The following is a 21,617-nucleotide window of genomic DNA, read 5'->3' as shown; positions in this document are numbered from 1 at the left end:
TTGCACTTCCCCTTTTCCTTGCCAAGATGCCCTCCCCAACAGGTGGACGAAATTGCTGCATTGCGATATCTGGCCATCAGTGAATTGCGTGTGCAGTTGGAGCGAAGATACCCATGATCGGACTTGTGCTTGTCACCCATGGCAAGCTGGCTGAGGAATTTCGACATGCGCTTGAGCATGTTGTCGGTCCGCAAAAAGCTATAGAGACCGTCTGCATCGGCCCCGAGGACGACATGGACCAGCGTCGGCAGGATATCCTCGACGCGGTCACCAATGTCGACGAAGGCAACGGCGTCATCATTCTCACCGACATGTTCGGCGGGACCCCCTCCAACCTCGCCATCTCGGTGATGCGCAGCGGCACCGTCGAAGTGATCGCCGGCGTCAACCTGCCGATGCTGATCAAGCTTGCCGGCGTGCGCGGCGAGAGCGACATGGACAAGGCACTTGTCGAGGCCTCCGAGGCCGGGCGGAAATACATCAACGTCGCCAGCCGCGTCCTGAGTGGAAAGTAATGGATCACCGCCCCGACATGTCGCTGACGCGCGAACTGCTGATCATCAACAAGCGAGGCCTGCATGCGCGGGCGTCAGCAAAGTTCGTGCAGACGGTTGAGGCCTATGACGCCGAGATCACCGTTTCGAAGGACGGCATGACCGTTGGCGGAACCTCGATCATGGGGCTGATGATGCTGGCCGCCAGCACCGGATGCAGCGTTTGCGTGACCGCCAGCGGCGCGCAGGCCGAAGAAGCCCTGAACGCGCTCGACGCTCTGGTCGCCGACAAGTTCGGCGAAGAAATCTGACGGCAATATAAAGATATAAAGACTTCTTTATATCGAGGTTGCTCTCCACCCTGAATCCTGATAGATCGGTCGCACTCTCACCGCGTCGTATAGGCGTGGGAGGCATAATCGCGCCGCGGAGATGGCCAAGGCCGCGCGGCTTGAAGAGATCAGCCCGGAGAACTCCATGACCACCACTCAGGACTACATCGTCGCCGACATCGGACTTGCCGATTTCGGGCGCAAGGAAATTGCGATCGCCGAAACGGAAATGCCGGGCCTGATGGCCTGCCGCGAAGAGTTCGGCGCTTCGAAGCCGCTGAAGGGCGCGCGCATCACCGGCTCGCTGCACATGACCATCCAGACCGCCGTCCTCATCGAGACGCTGGTCGCGCTCGGCGCCGACGTACGCTGGGCTTCGTGCAACATCTTCTCGACCCAGGACCACGCCGCAGCCGCGATCGCCGCCAGCGGCGTTCCGGTCTTCGCCGTCAAGGGTGAGACGCTCGAAGAATACTGGACCTACACGGACAAGATCTTCCAGTGGGCCGACGGTGGCGTCTCGAACATGATCCTCGACGATGGTGGCGACGCCACCATGTACATCCTGCTCGGCGCCCGCGCCGAAGCCGGCGAGGACGTGCTCTCCAACCCGGGCTCCGAGGAAGAAGAAATCCTCGTCGCGCAGATCAAGAAGCGCCTTGCCGCTTCGCCGGGCTGGTTCACCAAGCAGCGCGACGCGATCAAGGGCGTGACCGAGGAAACCACCACCGGCGTCAACCGCCTCTACCAGCTCCAGGCCAAGGGCCTGCTGCCCTTCCCGGCGATCAACGTCAACGACAGCGTCACCAAGTCGAAGTTCGACAACAAGTACGGCTGCAAGGAATCGCTGGTCGACGGCATCCGCCGCGGCACCGACGTGATGATGGCCGGCAAGGTCGCCGTCGTCTGCGGTTACGGCGACGTCGGCAAGGGTTCGGCCGCCTCGCTTTCCGGCGCCGGCGCCCGCGTCAAGGTCACTGAAATCGACCCGATCTGCGCGCTCCAGGCCGCCATGGACGGCTTCGAAGTCGTCCAGCTCGAAGACGTCGTCTCCTCGGCCGACATCTTCATCACGACGACCGGCAACAAGGACGTCATCCGCATGGACCACATGCGCGAGATGAAGGACATGGCGATCGTCGGCAACATCGGCCACTTCGACAACGAGATCCAGGTCTCGGCTCTGCGTAACCTGAAGTGGACGAACATCAAGCCGCAGGTCGACATGATCGAGTTCCCGAGGGGCAACCGCATGATCCTGCTTTCGGAAGGCCGCCTGCTCAACCTCGGCAACGCCACCGGTCACCCGTCCTTCGTGATGTCGGCCTCGTTCTCCAACCAGGTCCTGGCCCAGATCGAGCTCTTCACCAAGGGTGAGAAGTACAAGAACGAGGTCTACGTCCTGCCCAAAGCGCTCGACGAGAAGGTCGCTCGCCTGCACCTCAAGAAGCTCGGCGCCAAGCTTTCGGAACTTTCCGAAGAGCAGGCCGACTACATCGGCGTGAAGACGCAGGGTCCGTTCAAGGCCGAGCACTACCGGTACTAATCCTTACCCGGGCAATCCACAACATCTTGTGGCCGCGTTCTTGACAAGGGAGCGCGGCCGCTTTTTTGGGCCTCTCCCTTCCCGACGATTCGACTAGGAAGTATGCTCTAACCCATTGATTCGTGATGCCGGTGCGGACCTTGGGCATCGCGGATGGGATGTCTTGTCGAATTAGCGGCAAACAGACGGAGACAGACCGGGGATGCAATCGGAACTGACGCGGACCCTTGAACAGGGCCCCGGTGGAACTGTGCAAGGCGCAGCAAGGCCGGCAGCACCCTTCGGACAGACGGGGATGGCAGCGCCATGAACAAAGACCACACAGATTTTCCGGCCATCCGCCGCAAGGGTCCGAAATTCCTGCGCCGCCTTTTGGCCGGCACCGCCCTTTTCACCGCCACGGATGCTCTCGCCCAGGTTGTCCCGCAAAAGGCCGGCATCTTCGGCTCGTCGGAGGTCGTCACCTTTTCCGTGCTGATCGGCGTCATTTCCGCTGCGATGATCTCGGCGATCTGGCTGATCCGCCAGCGCGGCAACATCGAGGCGGAAAACCGCGAGCTTAGGTCCGACCTTTCCGACGCCAACCAGCGCCTCTCGCGCTACCAGGCGCTGGTCGCCGACAAGAACCGCCGGATCGTCATCTGGGACGGGCTTCTCGAACGCGCCGAACTGCTCGGCCAGCTGCCGGCGGAAACCGGCGCGCCTTCCGACGACCGCGACTTCCTGGCCTTCGGCCGCTGGGTCAAGGCGCAGTCTGCAGGCGAGCTCGAAAAATCGATCGAGGCGCTTCGCACCCAGGCGCGCAGCTTCGATCTCGTCATCGAAACGCAGCGCAATGAAGTGCTGGAAGCCCAGGGACGCGTTTCCGGCGGCCGCGCCTTTGTGCGCTTCATCGCGCTCAACAACATGCGGGCGGAGCTCGCCGAACTGAAGCTCGAACACGACCGGCTCAATATCGCGCTTCGCTCCTTCCATACGCTCCTCGACGCAATCGACCTGCCCGTCTGGCAGCGCGGCACCGACGGCGCGCTCGTCTGGGTCAACGAAGCCTATGCCGACGCCGTCGAGGCACCCGATGTCGCCACCGCCGTCGCGGAAAAGCGCGAGTTGCTTGCGACCGTTGCGCGTGAAAAGATCCGGTCGGTCTCGACGTTCGATACGCCTTTCCACGACAAGGTCTCGACCGTCGTGCGCGGCAACCGCACCTTCTTCGACGTCGTCGACGCCCGCAGCGCCGCCGGTTCGGCCGGTATCGCAGTCGATATTTCGGGGATCGAGGCCGTGCGCGAAGAGCTCAACCGCACGCTCAAGAGCCATGCGGAAACGCTCGACCATCTGGCGACGCCCGTCGCGATCTTCGACGGCAACCAGCGTCTGCAGTTCTACAACCAGGCCTTCCAGCGCCTGTGGAACCTCGATATCGGCTTCCTGGAGCGCAAGCCCGACAATGGCGAAGTGCTCGATCGGCTGCGCGCCGGCGGCCAGCTGCCGGAACAGCTCAACTGGAAACAGTGGAAGGCGAACGCACTATCGGTCTACCAGGCGCTCGATACACAGAGCGACCTTTGGCACCTGCCGAACGGACAGACATTGCGCGTCTTTGCCACCGCCCGCCCGCAGGGCGGCGTTACCTGGGTGTTCGAGAACCTGACCGAGAAGGTCGACCTCGAAACGCGCTACAACACCCTCGTCCAGGTCCAGGGCGAAACCATCGATCACCTGGCCGAAGGCGTAGCGGTGTTCGGCCCGGACGGCCGCATCCGCCTGTCGAACCCGGCGTTTCGCGCGATCTGGGGCATCAGCGAAGCTGAAGCCAAACCCGGTACGCATATCAAGGCGATCGAGCAGGCCTGCCTGATCTCCTACGACCAGCCCGACGGCTGGAAGCGTTTCACCCACATCATCACCAGCTTCGACGACGAGCGGCCCTCCAGCCGCGGCATTCTCGAACTCAGGACCGGGCTGATTCTCGACTACGCGGTCATCCCGCTGCCGAACGCCCAGACGATGCTGACCTTCGTCAACATTACCGACAGCGTCCGGGTCGAGCGCGCGCTCACCGAAAAGAATGAGGCGCTGCGCAAGGCCGATGCGTTGAAGAACGACTTCGTCCACCACGTCTCCTACGAGCTGCGCTCGCCGCTCACCAACATCATCGGTTTTGCCGATCTCTTGAAGACGCCGGCTTTCGGCGACCTCAACGAGCGCCAGGCAGAGTATGTCGACCATATCGCCACGTCGTCGTCGCTGCTTCTGACGATCGTCAACGACATCCTCGATCTTGCGACCGTCGACGCCGGCATCGTCCAGCTCGACCTTGCCGACATCAGCCTCACCGATTTCCTCGACGACATCGCGTATCAGATGGCCGACCGTCTGACCGAAAGCGGCGTGACGCTCCGGATCGCCGCACCCGATAATCTCGGCCGGATGGTCGCCGATCAGCAGCGCCTGAAGCAGATCTTCGTCAAGCTGCTCACCAATGCCGCGAACTTCGCCCCCGATGGCAGCGTCATCGAACTGGCGTGCCGCCGCGAGGGCAGCGACTTCATCTTCTCGGTCTCCGACAGCGGCCCCGGCATTCCGCAGGACGTGCTCGACACGGTCTTCAACCGCTTTGAAAGCCACGGTCAGCGCGGCGGCGCCGGCCTCGGGCTTTCGATCGTCGAGAGCTTCGTCAGCCTGCATCACGGCACGGTCTCGATCCGCAGCAAGGAAGGCGAAGGCACGGAAGTGACCTGCCGCATCCCTTCGGCCGACGTGCCGTCCACCGTCGCGGCCGAATGATGCCGGCGATCGAGCGCCATCTTGCAAACGAGGCGGCAACGATCGAGCTTGGTGAGGACCTGGCGCTCGCCCTGAAGCCTGGCGACTGCGTCGCTCTTTCGGGCGATCTCGGCGCCGGCAAATCCACACTGGCGCGCGCCTTTCTGAGAGCCGTTGCCGATGACGACGGCCTGGAAGTGCCGAGCCCGACCTTCACGCTGGTCCAGAGCTACGACTTGCGCATACCCGTCGCGCATTTCGACCTTTACCGGCTGGCCGATTCCAGCGAGCTTGACGAACTGGGCTTCGATGAAGCCCTGTCGCAGGGCATCTGCCTGGTCGAATGGCCGGAACGGGCGGACGACGCCCTCCCCTCACGTCGCATCACGCTTGCGATCACCCACGAGAAGGACGGGCGGCGCGTCGAAATTTCGGCGCCTGATGACACGCTGCAGCGCATCGCCCGAACGCTTTCGATCCGCGAGTTTCTCGATACGAACGGACATTCCAAGGCGCGGCGGCGGCACCTGAGCGGCGACGCCTCGATCCGGGCCTATGAGCGCATTTACCCGGCGGACGGCTCCGTTAGCCGGATTCTGATGGATTCGCCGCGGCACAAGCCGGGCCCGATCCTTCAGGACGGAAAGTACTATCAGCAGCTGGCGCATATCGCCGAAGATGTCGTTCCCTTCGTCGCCGTCGACCAGATGCTCATTGCCCGCGGCTTCGCGGCGCCTGAAATCTACGCCCGCGACATCGACCAGGGCGTCCTCTTGATCGAAGATCTGGGCTCGGACGGCGTTCTCGATGCGGACGGAGAGCCGATCGACGAACGCTACATCGAGAGCGCGCGGCTGCTTGCTCGCCTGCACGCGGAACCGGCCGAGGCCGAGATCAAGGTCGAGCCGACTGTGATCCACCGCATTCCGGATTTCGACCGGACGGCGATGAAGATCGAGACGCGGCTTTTGACCGACTGGTATCTGCCCTGGAAACGCGGCGCGCCGGCAAGCGACGACGAGAAGCGCGAATATGGAGAGATCTGGGACGGCCTGATCGACCTCCTGCAGACATCCGAAACGAACCTGCTGCTGCGCGATTTTCACTCGCCGAACATCATCTGGCGCGGGGAACGCGAAGGTCTGAACCGGATCGGCCTCATCGATTTCCAGGACGCAATGATCGGTCCGACTGCCTATGACGTCGCGTCCTTGGTTCAAGATGCCCGCGTCACCATCCCGCCTTCGCTCGCAAGCCGGATGATGGACGCTTATTTCGCCGAACGGCGCGGGGGTGGTAGCTTCGACGAGGCAATGTTCCTTCGCGACTGGCACCTGATGTCGGCGCAGCGCAACTGCAAGCTCGTCGGCATCTGGGTGCGACTGATGCAGCGCGACGGCAAGCCCGGCTACATGAAGCACATGCCGCGCACTTTCGCCTATCTTCAGGCGGCGCTTTCACATGAATCGCTGAAACCCTTGCACGACTGGTGTATGAAGACCGGAATCCTCGTTTCCGAATCAGCGAACTGACAGAGAATCAATGTCGATCAGCAATGCGATGGTGCTCGCCGCGGGCCTCGGCACCCGTCTTCGTCCGATCACCAACACCATGCCAAAGCCGCTCGTCGAGATCGCCGGCAAGCCGATGATCGACTACGTGCTGGACCTCCTGGTGGAGGCCGGCGTCAGCACGGCCGCGGTCAACGTGCATCATTTCGCCGACCTGATGGAAGGCCATCTCAGCCAACGCAGCGCCCCGGAGATCGTGATTTCGGACGAGCGCGAGGCGCTGATGAATTCCGGCGGCGGTCTCGCCAAGGGGCTGAAACTGCTGCCGGAGGGGCCGGTTCTTGTGATGAATGCCGATCTCTTCTGGGTCGGCGAGCCCAAGGGCAAGCCCAGCAACCTGACGCGCCTGGCCGCCGCCTTCGACGCGGAGCGCATGGACATGCTGCTCCTTTGCGTGCGCGACGAGGATACGACCGGCCACAACGGCAAGCGGGATTTCTCGCTGGGTGACGACGGCAAGCTCACGCGCTACGCCGAAGGCCTGCCGAACCCGGTGGTCTATGCCGGCGCGATCGCGCTTCACTCCCGGCTTTTTGCCGACGCGCCCGACGACGCCTTCAATCTCAACATCTACTTCGATCGCGCCGCCGAGGAAGGCCGTCTTCACGGCCTGCTGCTCGAAGGTCACTGGATGACGGTCGGAACGCCCGAGGCGATCGGCGAAGCGGAGGCGGCGATCCGCCGCCACCAGCCGGAGGGATGAGCGTGCGTGGCCGCCGGTCCAACGTCTTCACGATCCCGCCCGGCCTCCCCTTCCTGAAGACGCTCGCCGAAAAGCTTTGCGACGGTAGCCTGACGCCGGACTTCCGCTACGACCCGGCCGATCCCCTGCCGCTTGCCGGCGTGACGATCTTCGTGCCGACGCGGCGCTCGGCCCGTGTGCTCCGGTCCGAGTTCGTCGACCTGCTCGGCGGCCGCTCCACCATCCTGCCCACCATCAAGGCGCTCGGCGAGACCGATGACGACAGCGGCTTCTTCGATGCCGAGGTGCCGGCGATCCTCGATCTCGCCCCGCCCCTGCCCGGGACCGCACGCCTGATCGAGCTTGGCCGGCTTATCCTCGCCTGGCGCAACCGGCTGCCGAAGGTGGTGCTCGACATCCATGCGGAGAGCCCGCTGATTGCGCCGGCAAGCCCTGCCGATGCGATCTGGCTCGCGCGCAATCTTGCCGACCTCATCGACGCGATGGAGACGGAAGAGCTCGACTGGGACAAGCTCGACAAGCTCGATGCCGGCGAGCACGCCCTCTGGTGGCAGCTGACCCTCGAATTCCTGAAGATTGCCCGCAGCTACTGGCCGGAACGGCTGGAGGAACTGAAACAATCCTCGCCCGCGCGCCACCGCAACGCGATCCTGCAGGCCGAGACGCAGCGCATCGCCGCCGGCAAGATCGAGGGCCCGATCATCATTGCCGGTTCGACCGGCTCCATTCCCGCAACGGCCACGCTGATTGCCGCCGTGCAGAAGCTGCCCAACGGTACGATCGTGCTGCCTGGCCTCGACCAGACGATGAGCGAGGCCGAATGGGACATGATCGTCGCCGACGCCGCCCTTGACGGCAGGCCGGACCCGGCAAGCCGCAGCCACCCGCAATACGGCTTTTACAGGCTGCTGAAACGCATGGGCGTACTGCGGCCCGACGTGACCGCCCTGGCTGTCGCCGAGGTCGACCTCGACGTCCGTGCCGAGATCCTGTCGCACGCTCTTCTGCCGGCCAAGGCGACCAATGCATGGACCGCGATGCGCAGCGAGCTGGATCCGGCGTTGCTGCAGCAAGCCTTCCAGGATGCAGCCCTCATCGAAACCGCCAACGAACGCGAGGAAGCGGCCGCGATCGCGGTCGCCTTGCGGCTCGCGCTCGAAGGCAGCGACGAGAGCCAGGCAGCGCTGATCACGCCGGACCGCAATCTCGCACGGCGGGTCGGCGCCGAGCTTGCCCGCTTCGGCATCGAGGCCGACGATTCCGCCGGTACGCCTCTCATCGCGACGCCGCAGGGCAGCCTGCTGCGGCTGCTGCTAGAAGCATGCCTGCGCCCCGGCGATCCCGTGCCGTTCGTCGCGCTGCTCAAGCATCCGCTGGCGCGCTTCGGGCTTTCCCGCGACAGGATGCGCGAAGGGGCCGACGCGCTGGAACGCATGGCACTGCGTGGCAGCACCGCGACGGTCGATCTGCTGGCCCTCGGATCCGTGCTCGACGCGGCGATCGTCCGGCACAAGACCGATCGCCATCCACCGGAATGGCGCATCGGCATCGGGAATGACGCGCTTCAGGCGGCCCGCGACGTGGCGGCGAAGATCGGTCTCGCGGTGGCACCGCTCGCCTCCGCGCTGACGCGCAGCCGGGACGGCAGCCGCATGTTCTCGGACGAATTTACCTTTGCCGACTGGGCGATGCGCACCGGCGAGGCCCTGGAAGCAGCCTCAGCCGACGAGCGTGGCGACCTCGGTGGGCTTTGGTCCGGCGAGGCCGCCGATACGCTCGCAACTCTCCTTCGCGGCATCATCGAAACCGACGGCCAGATGACCGCGGACGGGCCGCAATGGTGCGATGTCGTCGAAGCCCTTTCGGCCAGCGCCGCGGTCAAGCCGCGCTCCATGCGCCATCCGCGGGTGTTCATCTTCGGCGCGCTGGAATCGCGCCTGCAGAGCATGGACCTGGTGGTTCTCGGCGGCCTGAACGAAGGCAATTGGCCGGGCCAGACGGCCAACGATCCGTTCCTGTCGCGCACCATGAAGACGGGGATCGGTCTTGAGCCGCCTGAACGACGCATCGGCCAGCTTGCGCACGACTTCCAGATGGCCTGCGGCACAAGGCGGCTGATCTTCACCCGCTCGATGCGCCAGGGCGCAGCACCCACCGTCGCCTCGCGCTGGCTGCAGCGGCTGCTGGCGCTCGGCGGCGAACGGCTGACGCGAGCGCTGCACGCCAATGGCGCCGACTATCTCGCCTGGGCCCGCATGCTTGACGACGGCGGCCGCCAGCCGCTGGCCGAGCGCCCCGCCCCCAAGCCACCGGCGGACCTGCAGCCGCGCAAGTACTCTTTCAGCGAAGTGTCGCGGCTACGGCGCGACCCCTACGCGATCTATGCGCGACGCATCCTTCGGCTGGATCCGCTGCTGCCGTTCAACAGCGACCCCGGCCCGGCCGAGCGCGGCACGCTTTACCACCAGATCGTCGAACGTTTCGTACGCGCCGGCGTCGATCTGATGTTGCCGGCGGCGGAAGAGGTCATGCACCGGCTGCTGAACGAGGCTTTCGACGAGGCGCGACTGCCCACCCATATCGACACGATCTGGCGGCCGCGCTTTGCCGCCGTCGGCTTGGCCTTCATCAAATGGGAACGGGACCGCGCCCGCTTCATCCGCCGGTCGCGCACCGAAGTGGCGGCATCGATGGAGCTCGGCGTCGCCGACATGCGGCTGACCGGCATTGCCGACCGGCTCGATACGCTGACCGACGGCAGCGTCGAGATCGTCGACTACAAGACCGGCTCCAGCCCATCGACCAAGGAAGCGCGCGTCCTGCTCGACCCGCAGCTCGCGCTGGAAGCCGCGGCCCTCAAGGCCGGCGCCTTTAAGGACGTGCCGCCCAGCCACCCACAGTCGCTGCTCTATGTCCGGCTCAAACCGGGCGCGCGCTTCAAACCGGAAGCGGTCAACAACGAAGGCAGCAAGTCGAAGGAGACGAAGTCGGCCGATCAGCTTGCGGACGAGTCGCTTGCCGAACTCAGGAAGCTGCTAAGCGCGCTTCTCTCGGGCAAGCATGGCTTTGCCTCGCGCGTGATTGTTCAGAAAGAGCGCGATTATGGCGGCGAATACGACCATCTGGCACGCGTAGCCGAATGGTCGACGGCCGACAGCGAAGAGGAGGATGGCGATGAGGGATGACAACCTCGGCCCCGAACAGGCGACGCCTCAAAGCTGGCTCGACTGGACCTCGCGCCGGCAGTCGCTAGCTTCGGACCCGGACCGCTCCGCCTGGGTGTCGGCCAATGCCGGCTCCGGCAAGACCCACGTGCTGACCCAGCGGGTGATCCGGCTGCTGCTTGCCGGCTGCCGCCCCTCGGCGATCCTCTGCCTCACCTATACCAAGGCGGCGGCCTCCGAAATGTCGAATCGCGTCTTCGAACGGCTGGCCGAATGGGTAACGCTCGACGACGCGACGCTCGAAAAGCGGATCGAGGCGATTGAGGGCGAGCGGCCCGGGCGCTTGAAGCTGCAGGAAGCGCGGCGCCTGTTCGCCCGCGCGCTGGAGACCCCGGGCGGCCTGAAGATCCAGACGATCCATGCCTTTTGCGAGGCGCTGCTGCACCAGTTTCCGCTGGAGGCCAATGTTGCCGGCCATTTCTCGGTTCTCGATGATCGCGCGGCTGCGGTTCTGCTTGCCGATGCGCGCCGGCTGCTGCTGACCGCGACCGCGGCCAAGGACGATCCGGCTCTTGCCCACGCCTTTGCCACCGTGCTCGACATCGCCGACGATACCGGCCTGGAAAAGCTGCTGGCCGCAATCGTCGAAAACCGAACCGCGATCCAGGTCTTCCTCGAACATGCCGACGGGCTCGGCGGCACCGAGGCCGAGCTGCGCCGGGCGCTGAAGCTTTCGCCGGGGGAAAGCGTCGACGGCGCCATGGCGACGATCTGGCCCTTGGCGGGCTTGAACGGCGCGGCGCTCGAACGGTACTTCTCGCTCGCCACCAGCGTCGGCGGCACGAAGGTGCTCGACTTTGCGGAGGGGCTGAGGACCGTTTCGAAGATGACGGATCTCAGCGCGCGCTATGACGGGCTCAGGCATCTGTTCTTCACCGGCACGGGCAAGCCGCGGGCGCAATCCGCCTTCCTCAACAAGGCGATGCAGCAGGCTGCCCCCGATCTCATTGACCTCGTGGACGAGGCCTACCGGCATGTCGTCGCCTGCATCGATCACATCAGCATCCTCAGGATGTTCGAGGCGACGCTGGCGGCGCTGACGCTCGCCGAGCGGCTGAATGCCGACTACGAGGAACTGAAGCGACGCCGCAGCCAGCTCGATTTCGAGGACCTGATCAACCGCACGGCGGCGCTCTTTGCCCGCGGCGACGTCAGCGCCTGGGTACACTACAAGCTCGACCAGGGCATCGACCATATCCTCGTCGACGAGGCGCAGGACACCAGCCCGGCGCAGTGGACGATCATCCAGGCGCTGGCTTCCGACTTCTTCTCGGGCGAGAGCGCACGCGGTACTGCCCGCACGATGTTTGCCGTCGGTGACGAGAAACAGTCGATCTACTCCTTCCAGGGCGCCCGTCCGGAGCGGTTTTCGCGCGAGAGCCAGGAGACCGAACGGCGGGTGCGCGACGGCGGCAAGGCTTTCGAGCCCATCCGCCTGCAGCTCTCCTTCCGCTCGACCGTCGACGTGCTTTCGGCCGTTGACGCCGTCTTTGCCAATCCGGCGCATGCGCGAGGCCTCAGCGCCCGCAACGAGCCCGTGGTGCATGCTTCGAACCGCATCGGCCATCCCGGCGCCGTCGACATCTGGGACGTGATTGCCGCCGAACCGGTGGATACAGACGAGGAATGGACCGCCGCCTTCGACGCAACGCCGGAGAGTGCGCCGGTCAACATCCTCGCCCGCCGGATCGCAGCCACGCTGGAAAGCTGGATCGGCAAGGAGACGATCGTCGAGAAGGGCGTTCGCCGGCCGATGCGCCCGGGCGACGTGATCGTACTGGTCCGCAAGCGCGACGCCTTCGTCAATGCTCTGACGAGAGCACTCAAGCGCCGCAACAACATTCCGGTCGCCGGCGCCGACCGGTTGGTGCTCACCAAGCATATTGCCGTCCAGGACCTGCTCGCCCTCGGGCGGTTCGTGCTGTTGCCGCAGGACGACCTGTCGCTGGCCGCGCTGATGAAAAGCCCGCTGTTCAACCTCGGCGAGGACGCGCTGTTCGAACTCGCGGCGCGGCGCGGCGAAGGCGAAAGCCTCTGGGAGAGGCTGCAGCATGAAGCCGATGACGGTATCCTGTTTCACCAGACGGCGCGAACGCTGAAATCCTACATGGCGCTCGCAAGCCAGCTGGCGCCGCATGACTTCTATGCCCGCGTCCTCGGCGTGCATGGCGGACGCGCCGCCTTTCTCGCGCGCCTCGGCACCGAGGTCAGCGACATTCTCGACGAGTTCCTGACCTTCGCGCTCGACCAGGAAAGAAGCGGCCTGCCCGGCCTGCAGGCCTTCGTCTCGACGCTGGAAATGGAAGCGCCGACGGTCAAGCGCGAGCAGGACAAGGAACGCGACGAAGTTCGGATCATGACCGTGCACGCGGCCAAGGGCCTGGAAGCGCCAGTCGTCTTCCTCGCCGATGGCGGCGGGGCGGCGTTCAGCAACCAGCATGTGCCCTCTCTTCGCTTCCTGGAGCTTGCCCAGAGAGACGGCACCGTCCTGCCGCTTCCGGTGTGGCGCGCGCCGGGCGCGGAATCGAACTCGCTCATCACCGCCGACGGCGAGAGGCTGAAGACGCTGGCTGAGGAAGAATATCGTCGCCTGCTCTATGTCGGCATGACCCGCAGCGCCGACCGCCTGATCGTCTGCGGTTATCGCGGCCAGCGGGCCGCTGCCGATACATGGCACGCTATGGTTCAGGCGAGCCTTGCCGGAGACGAGAGCGGCCGCGGCCACCCGACCAGTTTTCACGCCGGCGGCGAGGAATGGTCCGGCCATGCCTGGCGCGAGAAGCAGCTCGAACGCGATCTGCCCTCCGGCGACGCGCGCTCGGCCGATTCGGGCCGTCCCGCCACCGCCCTGCCAAAGGCGCTTTCGACGCCGCTGCCGCCGCAAAAGCGGCTGCCGCGGCCGCTCAGTCCTTCCGGCGTCGGCATCGCGGTTGACGAGGACGATGGCGATGCGCTCGTCGGCTCGGCTCTTTTCTCGGAAAGGGCCCCGGCAAACCTCTCGATGCTGCGCGGCGCCATCTTGCACCGCCTGCTGCAGGTTCTGCCCTCGATGGCGGGAGACGATCGCCGGGCCGCGGCCGAACGCTATCTCGAGCGATCCGTGCCCAGTTGGCCTTCAGAACAACGCGCTGCACTGATCGCCAGCATCGAAACCGTGCTCGACCATCCGGACCTCGGCGCAGTTTTCTCGGTGAGCAGCCGGGCCGAGGTTTCGGTCATGGGTACGCTGACGCTCGGCAAGCGCGAGCACGCGGTTTCAGGCCGGATCGACCGGCTGGCCGTCCGCGATGGCGTCGTGACGATTGCGGACTTCAAGACCAACAGGCAGGTGCCGGCATCGCCTAACGACATTCCCTTCGCCTACACGGCGCAGCTTGCCATCTACCGCGCGCTCCTGCAGCCGCTTTATCCGGCACATGCGTTTCGATGTGTACTGATCTTCACCGAGGGGCCGGCAATCCACGTCGTTCCCGATCAAGCGCTCGACAGGAGCCTTGAAGACCTCGCGACAAAGTGAGATACCCGATATTGAAAATCCAGCGGTGCCTTCTCACATGAGACACAACATCTGGATACTGCCATTCCGAACGCAAGGAGCAGCCTATGGCTACTGTAAAGGTCGATACGTCCAATTTTCAGCAGGAAGTGCTGAACTCCGCCGAGCCGGTGGTTGTCGATTTCTGGGCTGAATGGTGCGGCCCGTGCAAGATGATCGCCCCGAGCCTCGAGGAAATCTCGAACGAACTCGCCGGCAAGGTCAAGGTTGCCAAGCTCAACATCGACGAAAACCCGGAACTGGCCGCCCAGTACGGCGTTCGCTCGATCCCGACGCTCGCCATGTTCAAGGCCGGCGAAGTAGCTGACATCAAGGTTGGCGCCGCCCCGAAGACGGCCCTGTCCTCGTGGATCTCCACGGCGGTCGCTTAAAGCAAGTTCACTGCTGAAAACGTTGAAAGCCCGGCATGCCGGGCTTTTTTCTTGTCTTAAATCTGAGAGCTGGATGACGGTCCCAGCTGCCGATCACTTCGGCGGCGTGCCGTTGTCGGCAAGCACATCGCCCACCAGATAGAGCGAGCCACCGATCAGGATGCGCGGCGGCGCCGGATCTTCGTCGACCAGATTGGCGATGACCGTCAGCGCCTCGGCAACGGACGAGACCGCCGAAGCCTCGAAGCCGACCGATGCGGCATCACTGGCCAGCGCCACAGGATCAAGCCCAGCATCGGAACCGCGGATCGGAACGGTGAAGACCTGTTCGGCGAGATCGAGGAAGGCGCGGAAGTAGCCGATCGGCTCCTTCGTGTTGATCATGCCGATGATCAGGAACAAGGGGCGCGATTCGCGCTCCTCGAAGGTCGCCATTGCCTCGGCGATCACCTGACCGGCGCCGGGATTGTGGCCGCCGTCGACCCAGATCTCCGCGCCATTGGGCCCGTAATGCGTGAGCTTACCGCTGGTCAAGCGCTGCAGGCGTCCGGGCCATTCGACGCCCGCGAGGCCCCTCTCGATCGCCGCTTCGGAAACATCGAAACCGGCGGCCCGCACCGCGCGGATGGCGGCCGCGGCATTGGCATACTGGTGGCGCCCCGGCAGCTTCGGCAGCGGCAGATCGGCGAGCCCGCCTTCGTCCTGATAGACGAGGCGACCGAACTCCTCATGCGCCATGAAATCCTGGCCATAGACAAACATCGGGCAACCGAGGCGTTCCGCCGTCGAGACGAGCACGTCACGGGCGGCCTCTTCCTCCTGCTGGCCGATTACCACGGGGCAGCCACGCTTCATGATGCCGGCCTTTTCGGCGGCTATCAGCTCCACCCGATCACCGAGATAGGCCTGATGGTCGAGCGAGATCGGCATGACGACCGAGACGGCCGGCCGCGCAATAACGTTAGTCGCGTCGAAGCGGCCGCCGAGACCAACCTCGATGATCGCCACGTCGGCCGGGTGCTCGGCAAAGAGCAGGAAGGTGACGGCGGTCAGGATCTCGAAGACGGTGATCTTCTCGCCGCCATTGGCTTCGGCGACGCGGCGCACGGCATCGGCGAGAACGGGATCGCTGACGAGCCTGCCCTTGCCACCCTTGACGCCCAAGCGATAGCGCTCGTGCCAGTTGACGAGATGCGGCGACGTGTGGACGTGAACGCTGAGGCCGGCTGCTTCGAGGATCGCCCGCGAAAACGCGGTCGCCGAGCCCTTGCCGTTGGTACCGGCGACATGGATCACCGGCGGAAGACGATCCTGGGGATTGCCGAGAGCGGCGAGAAGCCGGGTGATCCTGTCCAGCGACAGGTCGAAGCCCTTGGGGTGAAGGGCGAGAAGTTTTTCGATCTCGTAGCCCGCTTCGCTGGCTTCCACCGCTGCCATCTCTTAACCCCGCCCCGACACGCTCGGCTGCTACAGCGCGCGCCTTATAGGCCGTCTACCGATCGCTGTAACGCCTTGAGTTGCAGCATCCCCACACACAAGAAATTGCGGAGATGCATCATTTTGTTCTACGCAGTTCGACCAGCCCAGCGCTTATTCAAGCGCTGGCAGCGACCGGCAAGGCGGCCGGCTGCGTGCCGCCGTTGAGCTTCGAGGCTTCCGCCGGCTTCTTCATCAGGATTTTCAGGACCCGAGCGAGCGTCGACGGCAGATCATGGCGCTTGACGACCATGTCGACCATGCCGTGTTCCAGCAGGTATTCCGACGTCTGGAAACCTTCCGGCAGTTTCTCGCGCAGCGTCTGCTCGATCACGCGCTTCCCGGCAAAGCCGATTTCCGCACCGGGCTCGGCCATGTGAATGTCGCCGAGCATCGCGTAGGATGCGGTGACGCCACCGGTGGTCGGGTTGGTGAGTACGACGATATAGGGGAGGCCGGCTTCCTTCAGCATGTTGACGGCAACCGTGGTGCGCGGCAGCTGCATCAGCGACAGGATGCCTTCCTGCATGCGTGCGCCACCCGAAGCCGGGAAGATGACCAGCGGGCACTTCTCGGCGATCGCCCGTTCGAAGGCCTTGATGATCGCCTCGCCGGCAGCCATGCCGAGCGAGCCGCCAATAAAGTTGAACTCGTGCACGACGGCGACGAGCTTGACGCCCTGGACGCGGCCGAGACCGGCGACGATCGTGTCTTCGAGTTCAGTCTTGGCGCGGCTGTCGCGCAGACGATCGACGTATTTCTTGGAATCGCGGAACTTCAGCGGGTCCTGAGCGACCTTCGGCTGCGGAAACGCTTCAAAGATGCCGCCGTCGAACAGGTCCTTCAACCGCGCCTTGGCCGGCATCTTCATGTGGAAGCCGGACTGCGGGATGACCCACTTGTTCTCCTCGAGATCGCGGTGGAACACCATCTCGCCGGTTTCCGGGCACTTGATCCAGAGATTTTCCGGAACTTCCCGGCGGCCCAGCATCGAGTTGATCTTCGGCCGAACGTAGTTTGTGATCCAGTTCACTTAGTAACTCCTGAAGATTTCCTTCGGGTTGTGCGCGCTAATATAGGCAATTATTCGGCTGCTGCGAGACGTGCGGACCGCACGCCTGCCGAGAGCCCTCTCACCAGCGCTTCGACACCCGGAACCGTCGCATCGGTCGCCTTGCCCTCTTCGGTCAGGCTCGACGCGATCTGGTTGACGATCGCCGTACCGACGACCACGCCATCGGCAGATGCTCCGATGGCCCTTGCATGTTCCGCCGTCTTGACGCCGAAACCGACGCAAACGGGCAGATTGGTGTGTGACTTGATACGCCCGACGGCGCCGGCGATCAACGACGGATCGGGCAGAGCCGAACCGGTGATGCCGTTCATCGACACGTAATAGACGAAACCGGAGGTGTTTTCGAGGACCTTCGGCAGGCGACGGTCGTCCGTGGTCGGCGTCGCCAGGCGAATGAAGTTGATGCCCTTCTCCAGCGCCGGGATGCAGAGTTCGTCGTCCATCTCCGGCGGCAGGTCGACGACGATCAGGCCGTCAATGCCGGCGGCCAGCGCATCCGTCAGGAAGCGGTCGACGCCGTAGATATAGATCGGGTTGTAATAGCCCATCAGCACGATCGGCGTGCGCTGGTCGTCCTCACGGAAACGGCGGGCGATCTCAAGCGTCTTTGCGAGCGTCTGTCCGCTTTTCAGCGAGCGTTGACCGGCCAGCTGGATCGCCGGGCCATCGGCCATCGGGTCCGAGAAAGGCATGCCGAGTTCGATGACGTCGGCGCCGGCCTTCGGCAGCGCCTTCATGATCGAGACCGACGTCTCGAAATCCGGATCGCCGCCCATGAAATAGGTGACGAGGACCGGACGTCCTTCGGCCGCGACATCGGCAAATCGCTTGTCCATGCGTGCGGTCATGATCTTACTGCCCCATTCCCAGTAACTTGCCGACGGTGAAGATGTCCTTGTCGCCGCGGCCGGAGAGGTTCATCAGGATGATCTCGTCCTTGCCCATTTTTGGCGCGCGCTTGATGACTTCGGCAAGCGCATGCGACGGCTCGAGCGCCGGAATGATGCCTTCGAGACGGGTCAACGTCTGGAACGCCTCAAGCGCTTCGTGGTCCATGATCGGCACGTATTCGACGCGGCCGACATCGTTCAGCCAGGCGTGCTCCGGGCCGATGCCGGGATAGTCGAGACCGGCCGAAATCGAATGGCCTTCCTTGATCTGGCCGTCGCCATCCTGCAGCAGATAGGTGCGGTTGCCATGCAGCACGCCGGGCGAACCGGCTGTGATCGAGGCGCAATGCTCGTCGCCTTCGATGCCCTTGCCGCCAGCTTCAACGCCGACGATCTTGACGCTCTCGTCATCGAGGAACGGATGGAAGATGCCGATTGCGTTGGAGCCACCGCCAACGGCGGCAATGACGAGATCCGGCAGCCGGCCTTCGGCGGCGAGCATCTGCTCCTTGGCTTCCTGGCCGATCACCGCTTGGAAATCGCGGACCATCTCCGGATAGGGATGCGGGCCGGCAGCCGTGCCGATCAGGTAGTAGGTGTTGTCGACATTGGTGACCCAGTCACGCAGCGCCTCGTTCATGGCGTCCTTGAGCGTGCCGCTGCCGGCCGTCACCGGCTTTACCTCGGCACCCAAGAGCTTCATGCGGAAGACGTTCGGCGCCTGGCGCTCGACGTCGGTCGCGCCCATGTAGACGACGCAGGGCAGGCCGAAGCGGGCAGCGACGGTTGCCGAAGCCACGCCATGCTGGCCGGCACCGGTTTCGGCGATGATGCGCGTCTTGCCCATGCGCTTGGCAAGCAGGATCTGGCCAATGCAGTTGTTGATCTTGTGCGAGCCGGTGTGGTTCAGCTCTTCGCGCTTGAAGTAGATCTTGGCGCCGCCAAGCTCCGCCGTCAGCCGTTCAGCAAAATAGAGCGGGCTCGGACGGCCGATATAATGCGCGCCGAGATGCTCCAGCTCCGCCTTGAAGGCCGGATCGTTCTTTGCGTTGTCCCACTCGTTCTGGAGATCGAGGATCAGCGGCATCAGGGTTTCGGCCACGAAGCGGCCACCGAAGATACCGAAACGGCCGTCCTCGTCCGGGCCACCCCGGAAGGAATTCAACTTTGGCGCCTGGTTCACGTCCTGCTCCCTGACCGTGGCATGCCCGCCTCCGCCTGGCGAACGGCATTGAAAAACGATTCCATGAGCTTCAGATCCTTGACGCCCGGCGCGCTCTCGACGCCGGAGGAGATATCGATGGCACGCGCGCTGGTCTGCGCCATGGCCTCGCCAATGTTGTCGGCGTTAAGACCACCGGAAAGCATGTAATCGACGCTTCCGTCAAGCGCATCGAGCAGCTTCCAGTCAAAGGAAACGCCGTTGCCACCGGGCAAATCGGACCCTTTTGGCGGCTTGGCATCGAAGAGGAAGCGATCGGCAATGCCGATATAGGCATCGATCTTTTCAAGGTCAGATGCTTCGCGCACCGAAAGGGCCTTCATAACGGGAAGGCCATACATCGCCCTGACCGTCAGCAGTCGCTCCGCATCCTCGCTGCCGTGAAGCTGCAGGATATCCGGATTGAGGGCCGAGACGATCTCGTCAAGCTCGTCATTGTCGGCATTGACCGTGACGGCGACGATCTTCGCTTGGCCGCGAATCCTGTCGGCGATGCGGCCGGCATCGTCGGGCTCGATGTTCCTGGGGCTCTTCGGGAAAAAGATGAAGCCGACATGGGATGCGCCGAGCGCGACAGCACGCTCGGCCGCTTCCGCGGTCTTCAGCCCGCATATCTTCACTTGGGTTTTCATGAGAAGCGACCTTGCATGAAATGCCGCGCGAGTCGAGCCAAAAACAGACGCAAAAGCGGTCACTCAGCGCCCCTGCACCCGTCCTTTGGCGGGTGCGCGCCCCTTGCGCGGCAGGCGCGCTTTCACCATATGCATTTTACCACAACGGAGAGACTGATGCGCCTGTTGCTCGCGCTTATCCTGCCCTGGCTGCAGTTTTTTACCATCGGCCGCCCCTTTGCTGGCCTCATTTGCCTGATCCTGCAGTTGACCCTGATCGGCTGGGTTCCGGCGGCGATCTGGTCGGTCTATGCGCTCAGCCAATACAAGACCGACGAGAAGATCCGTGAAGCGCTGCGCCATCGCGCATAACGCGCCGCTCATCGCCCTTCAAGATTCAATCAAAGTCGATCGCGTGAAGCATCGTGCCGTTGCGGCGGAGCCATCGCTTGGCATCGTCCGTATCCGGACACAGCCTCCCGCACAGCGCCCAGAAGTCGGGCCCGTGGTTCATTTCCTGCAGATGTGCCACTTCATGCGCAGCGAGATAGGCGATGACCTTTGGCGGCGCCATGACGATGCGCCAGGAAAAACTCAGCGCCCCGTCGGCTGAGCATGATCCCCAGCGGCTGCGCGTGTCCTTGAGCGAAAGCGACTTTGCCCTCCGGCCTATACGGCCGGTATAGATCGCCACCAACCGGTCGAGATCCTGGCGCGCTTCCTTCTTCAGGAAATCGACGATGCGCCGGGTGAGATGTTCCTCGCCACCGCTGACGCGCAGCACCGGTTCGTCATCGATCACGATCGCTTCCGTGAGCCCACGGATCTTGCCGGTGCGCTCGATGCGGTGGGCAACGCCGCGGATGAGGATGGAACCGCCCTCCTCGATCTGGCTTTCGCCGGAGAAGCGGGCGAGCTTGGTCATCAGCCAGCCCTGGTGCCGTGTCAGGAAGGCATTCACCTCGCGCTCGGGGAGGCCCTGCGGCACCGTCATCTTCAGGGCCCGCCCGCCTGGCTCGATGCGCAGCGTCATGCGCGTCGCGCGCGCGTTTTGCTTGATCGTCAGCGGCAGGGACTTGCCGGCGACCTCGATCTGCCGCGTTGTTGCGGGTGGTGCAGGTTGAATGCGCCGCTTGAAGGAAGGGAACATGCAGGCTTTCTAACCGATTCGCGGGGCTTTCGCCTACTGTTCGCTGGTTGGATGCGTGCCGAGAGTGATCCGGCGTTTCATGTGAAACGCCGGAAGCGGTTTCGTCAGGTTAATGGGCTTCGACAATCGGACCCGAGCCACCATTCTTGCGATCGCGCATGAAGCGGTCGAACTCTTCCTGGTCCTTGGCGCGGCGAAGCTCGCGCACATAGGTGTCGAATTCTTCGCGCATCTCGTCGAGCTTGCGGCGCTCCTCTTCGAGGCGAGCCAGTTCAGCTTCGCGCCAGTCGTCGAAAGCGACGTTGCCGGTACGATGCGTCCAGTTGGAACGGCGGCCGCCGCGCTTGAAAGCCGAGCACATGCCATCCACCGTATCGTTTGCGTCTTTCTTGAACGTCTTGAGCTTTTCGCCAAAGAGAATGTACGCGAGCATGGCCAGGCCGAGCGGCCAGAAGACCACAAAGCCAAGCACCATCAGAGCGATGGTCGCGGGCGTCCAATCCGGACGGATCATTGCAGATTGGTTCATCTTCAGGATTCCTCGCAATCATCCGGGCCGCCCATGCGACCCGATGAAAACGATGTGGGAAGGCGCCCTTGGCTCTGCAAGACGCCTCCCTCCGGAATCCG

17 protein-coding genes are annotated in these 21,617 nt (G+C 64.0%); 10 read left to right on the top strand and 7 right to left on the bottom strand.

Annotation, left to right across the window (positions count from 1 at the left end; all coding sequences use genetic code 11):
• The first annotated feature begins 113 nt into the window (after window positions 1–113).
• The 9 genes from IB272_RS32470 (at window position 114) to trxA (ending at window position 14,563) form a co-directional block, all read left to right on the top strand.
• Entirely contained in the window at window positions 114–515 is a 402-nt protein-coding gene (locus IB272_RS32470) for a PTS sugar transporter subunit IIA (protein ID WP_034801684.1), read from the top strand.
• Window positions 515–805, top strand: coding sequence for an HPr family phosphocarrier protein (locus tag IB272_RS32465; RefSeq protein ID WP_043624332.1), 291 nt, complete (start codon window positions 515–517; stop codon window positions 803–805). The genes IB272_RS32470 and IB272_RS32465 overlap by 1 nt, the downstream gene beginning before the upstream one ends.
• Before the next feature lie 166 nt (window positions 806–971).
• Window positions 972–2,372 (top strand): adenosylhomocysteinase, encoded by a 1,401-nt coding sequence (gene ahcY, locus IB272_RS32460; protein WP_110819723.1) that lies wholly within the window; start codon window positions 972–974, stop codon window positions 2,370–2,372.
• A gap of 306 nt (window positions 2,373–2,678) precedes the next feature.
• Entirely contained in the window at window positions 2,679–5,159 is a 2,481-nt protein-coding gene (locus IB272_RS32455) for a PAS domain-containing sensor histidine kinase (RefSeq protein WP_051659589.1), read from the top strand.
• Window positions 5,159–6,670 carry a tRNA (adenosine(37)-N6)-threonylcarbamoyltransferase complex ATPase subunit type 1 TsaE gene (gene tsaE, locus IB272_RS32450; RefSeq protein ID WP_113135352.1) on the top strand — a complete coding sequence of 504 codons (1,512 nt, stop codon included), beginning with the start codon at window positions 5,159–5,161 and terminating at the stop codon, window positions 6,668–6,670. Before IB272_RS32455 ends, tsaE begins: the two co-directional genes overlap by 1 nt.
• A gap of 10 nt (window positions 6,671–6,680) precedes the next feature.
• Complete coding sequence (locus tag IB272_RS32445) at window positions 6,681–7,412, top strand: nucleotidyltransferase family protein (protein ID WP_060583462.1); 732 nt, start codon at window positions 6,681–6,683, stop codon at window positions 7,410–7,412.
• Between the two features lie 2 nt (window positions 7,413–7,414).
• Window positions 7,415–10,597: a double-strand break repair protein AddB gene (gene addB / locus IB272_RS32440; RefSeq protein WP_348646836.1), complete on the top strand. Its 3,183-nt coding sequence runs from the start codon at window positions 7,415–7,417 to the stop codon at window positions 10,595–10,597.
• Window positions 10,587–14,153 carry a double-strand break repair helicase AddA gene (addA, locus tag IB272_RS32435; protein WP_060583477.1) on the top strand — a complete coding sequence of 1,189 codons (3,567 nt, stop codon included), beginning with the start codon at window positions 10,587–10,589 and terminating at the stop codon, window positions 14,151–14,153. Before addB ends, addA begins: the two co-directional genes overlap by 11 nt.
• 86 nt (window positions 14,154–14,239) lie before the next feature.
• Window positions 14,240–14,563, top strand: a complete 324-nt coding sequence (trxA, locus tag IB272_RS32430; RefSeq protein WP_034801674.1) for a thioredoxin — start codon at window positions 14,240–14,242, stop codon at window positions 14,561–14,563.
• Window positions 14,564–14,656: 93 nt separating this feature from the next.
• Here trxA and IB272_RS32425 read toward each other — a convergent pair whose 3' ends face one another.
• The 5 genes from IB272_RS32425 to IB272_RS32405 all read right to left on the bottom strand — a co-directional run bounded on the left by IB272_RS32425 (window position 14,657) and on the right by IB272_RS32405 (window position 19,858).
• Complete coding sequence (locus IB272_RS32425; protein WP_034801672.1) at window positions 14,657–16,000, bottom strand: folylpolyglutamate synthase/dihydrofolate synthase family protein; 1,344 nt, start codon at window positions 15,998–16,000, stop codon at window positions 14,657–14,659.
• Between the two features lie 157 nt (window positions 16,001–16,157).
• Window positions 16,158–17,072 carry an acetyl-CoA carboxylase, carboxyltransferase subunit beta gene (accD, locus tag IB272_RS32420; RefSeq protein WP_034801670.1) on the bottom strand — a complete coding sequence of 305 codons (915 nt, stop codon included), beginning with the start codon at window positions 17,070–17,072 and terminating at the stop codon, window positions 16,158–16,160.
• Between the two features lie 50 nt (window positions 17,073–17,122).
• Entirely contained in the window at window positions 17,123–17,962 is an 840-nt protein-coding gene (trpA, locus tag IB272_RS32415; RefSeq protein ID WP_060583466.1) for a tryptophan synthase subunit alpha, read from the bottom strand.
• Between the two features lie 4 nt (window positions 17,963–17,966).
• The gene (trpB, locus tag IB272_RS32410) at window positions 17,967–19,187 is read right to left on the bottom strand and encodes a tryptophan synthase subunit beta (protein ID WP_034801666.1); all 1,221 of its coding nucleotides are present in this window, start codon (window positions 19,185–19,187) and stop codon (window positions 17,967–17,969) included.
• Complete coding sequence (locus tag IB272_RS32405) at window positions 19,184–19,858, bottom strand: phosphoribosylanthranilate isomerase (RefSeq protein WP_060583468.1); 675 nt, start codon at window positions 19,856–19,858, stop codon at window positions 19,184–19,186. Before IB272_RS32405 ends, trpB begins: the two co-directional genes overlap by 4 nt.
• A gap of 156 nt (window positions 19,859–20,014) precedes the next feature.
• Here IB272_RS32405 and IB272_RS32400 point away from each other — a divergent pair, with 156 nt between their 5' ends.
• A complete protein-coding gene (locus IB272_RS32400) occupies window positions 20,015–20,209 on the top strand; it encodes a YqaE/Pmp3 family membrane protein (protein ID WP_034801662.1) in 195 nt (64 codons plus the stop codon).
• A 25-nt stretch (window positions 20,210–20,234) separates the two neighbouring features.
• Here IB272_RS32400 and IB272_RS32395 read toward each other — a convergent pair whose 3' ends face one another.
• A complete protein-coding gene (locus IB272_RS32395; RefSeq protein ID WP_034801660.1) occupies window positions 20,235–20,987 on the bottom strand; it encodes a M48 family metallopeptidase in 753 nt (250 codons plus the stop codon).
• Between the two features lie 109 nt (window positions 20,988–21,096).
• Window positions 21,097–21,516 carry a DUF2852 domain-containing protein gene (locus IB272_RS32390; protein WP_034801651.1) on the bottom strand — a complete coding sequence of 140 codons (420 nt, stop codon included), beginning with the start codon at window positions 21,514–21,516 and terminating at the stop codon, window positions 21,097–21,099.
• Window positions 21,517–21,617: the final 101 nt, after the last annotated feature.

Source organism: Ensifer sp. ENS08 (assembly GCF_014852195.1).
In the GTDB taxonomy this organism is placed as follows: Bacteria; Pseudomonadota; Alphaproteobacteria; order Rhizobiales; family Rhizobiaceae; genus Ensifer; species Ensifer adhaerens.
This window is presented reverse-complemented; position numbering and strand designations above follow the sequence as displayed.

Excerpts from the sequence above, each read along its gene's own strand:
- IB272_RS32400 (WP_034801662.1), top strand. The coding sequence starts at position 20,015 with ATGCGCCTGTTGCTCGCGCTTATCCTGCCCTGGCTGCAGTTTTTTACC.
- IB272_RS32405 (WP_060583468.1), bottom strand. The coding sequence starts at position 19,858 with ATGAAAACCCAAGTGAAGATATGCGGGCTGAAGACCGCGGAAGCGGCC.
- trxA (WP_034801674.1), top strand. The coding sequence starts at position 14,240 with ATGGCTACTGTAAAGGTCGATACGTCCAATTTTCAGCAGGAAGTGCTG.
- ahcY (WP_110819723.1), top strand. The coding sequence starts at position 972 with ATGACCACCACTCAGGACTACATCGTCGCCGACATCGGACTTGCCGAT.
- tsaE (WP_113135352.1), top strand. The coding sequence starts at position 5,159 with ATGCCGGCGATCGAGCGCCATCTTGCAAACGAGGCGGCAACGATCGAG.
- addA (WP_060583477.1), top strand. The coding sequence starts at position 10,587 with ATGAGGGATGACAACCTCGGCCCCGAACAGGCGACGCCTCAAAGCTGG.
- IB272_RS32425 (WP_034801672.1), bottom strand. The coding sequence starts at position 16,000 with ATGGCAGCGGTGGAAGCCAGCGAAGCGGGCTACGAGATCGAAAAACTT.
- IB272_RS32390 (WP_034801651.1), bottom strand. The coding sequence starts at position 21,516 with ATGAACCAATCTGCAATGATCCGTCCGGATTGGACGCCCGCGACCATC.
- IB272_RS32470 (WP_034801684.1), top strand. The coding sequence starts at position 114 with ATGATCGGACTTGTGCTTGTCACCCATGGCAAGCTGGCTGAGGAATTT.
- IB272_RS32465 (WP_043624332.1), top strand. The coding sequence starts at position 515 with ATGGATCACCGCCCCGACATGTCGCTGACGCGCGAACTGCTGATCATC.
- trpA (WP_060583466.1), bottom strand. The coding sequence starts at position 17,962 with ATGACCGCACGCATGGACAAGCGATTTGCCGATGTCGCGGCCGAAGGA.
- IB272_RS32445 (WP_060583462.1), top strand. The coding sequence starts at position 6,681 with ATGTCGATCAGCAATGCGATGGTGCTCGCCGCGGGCCTCGGCACCCGT.
- IB272_RS32395 (WP_034801660.1), bottom strand. The coding sequence starts at position 20,987 with ATGTTCCCTTCCTTCAAGCGGCGCATTCAACCTGCACCACCCGCAACA.
- IB272_RS32455 (WP_051659589.1), top strand. The coding sequence starts at position 2,679 with ATGAACAAAGACCACACAGATTTTCCGGCCATCCGCCGCAAGGGTCCG.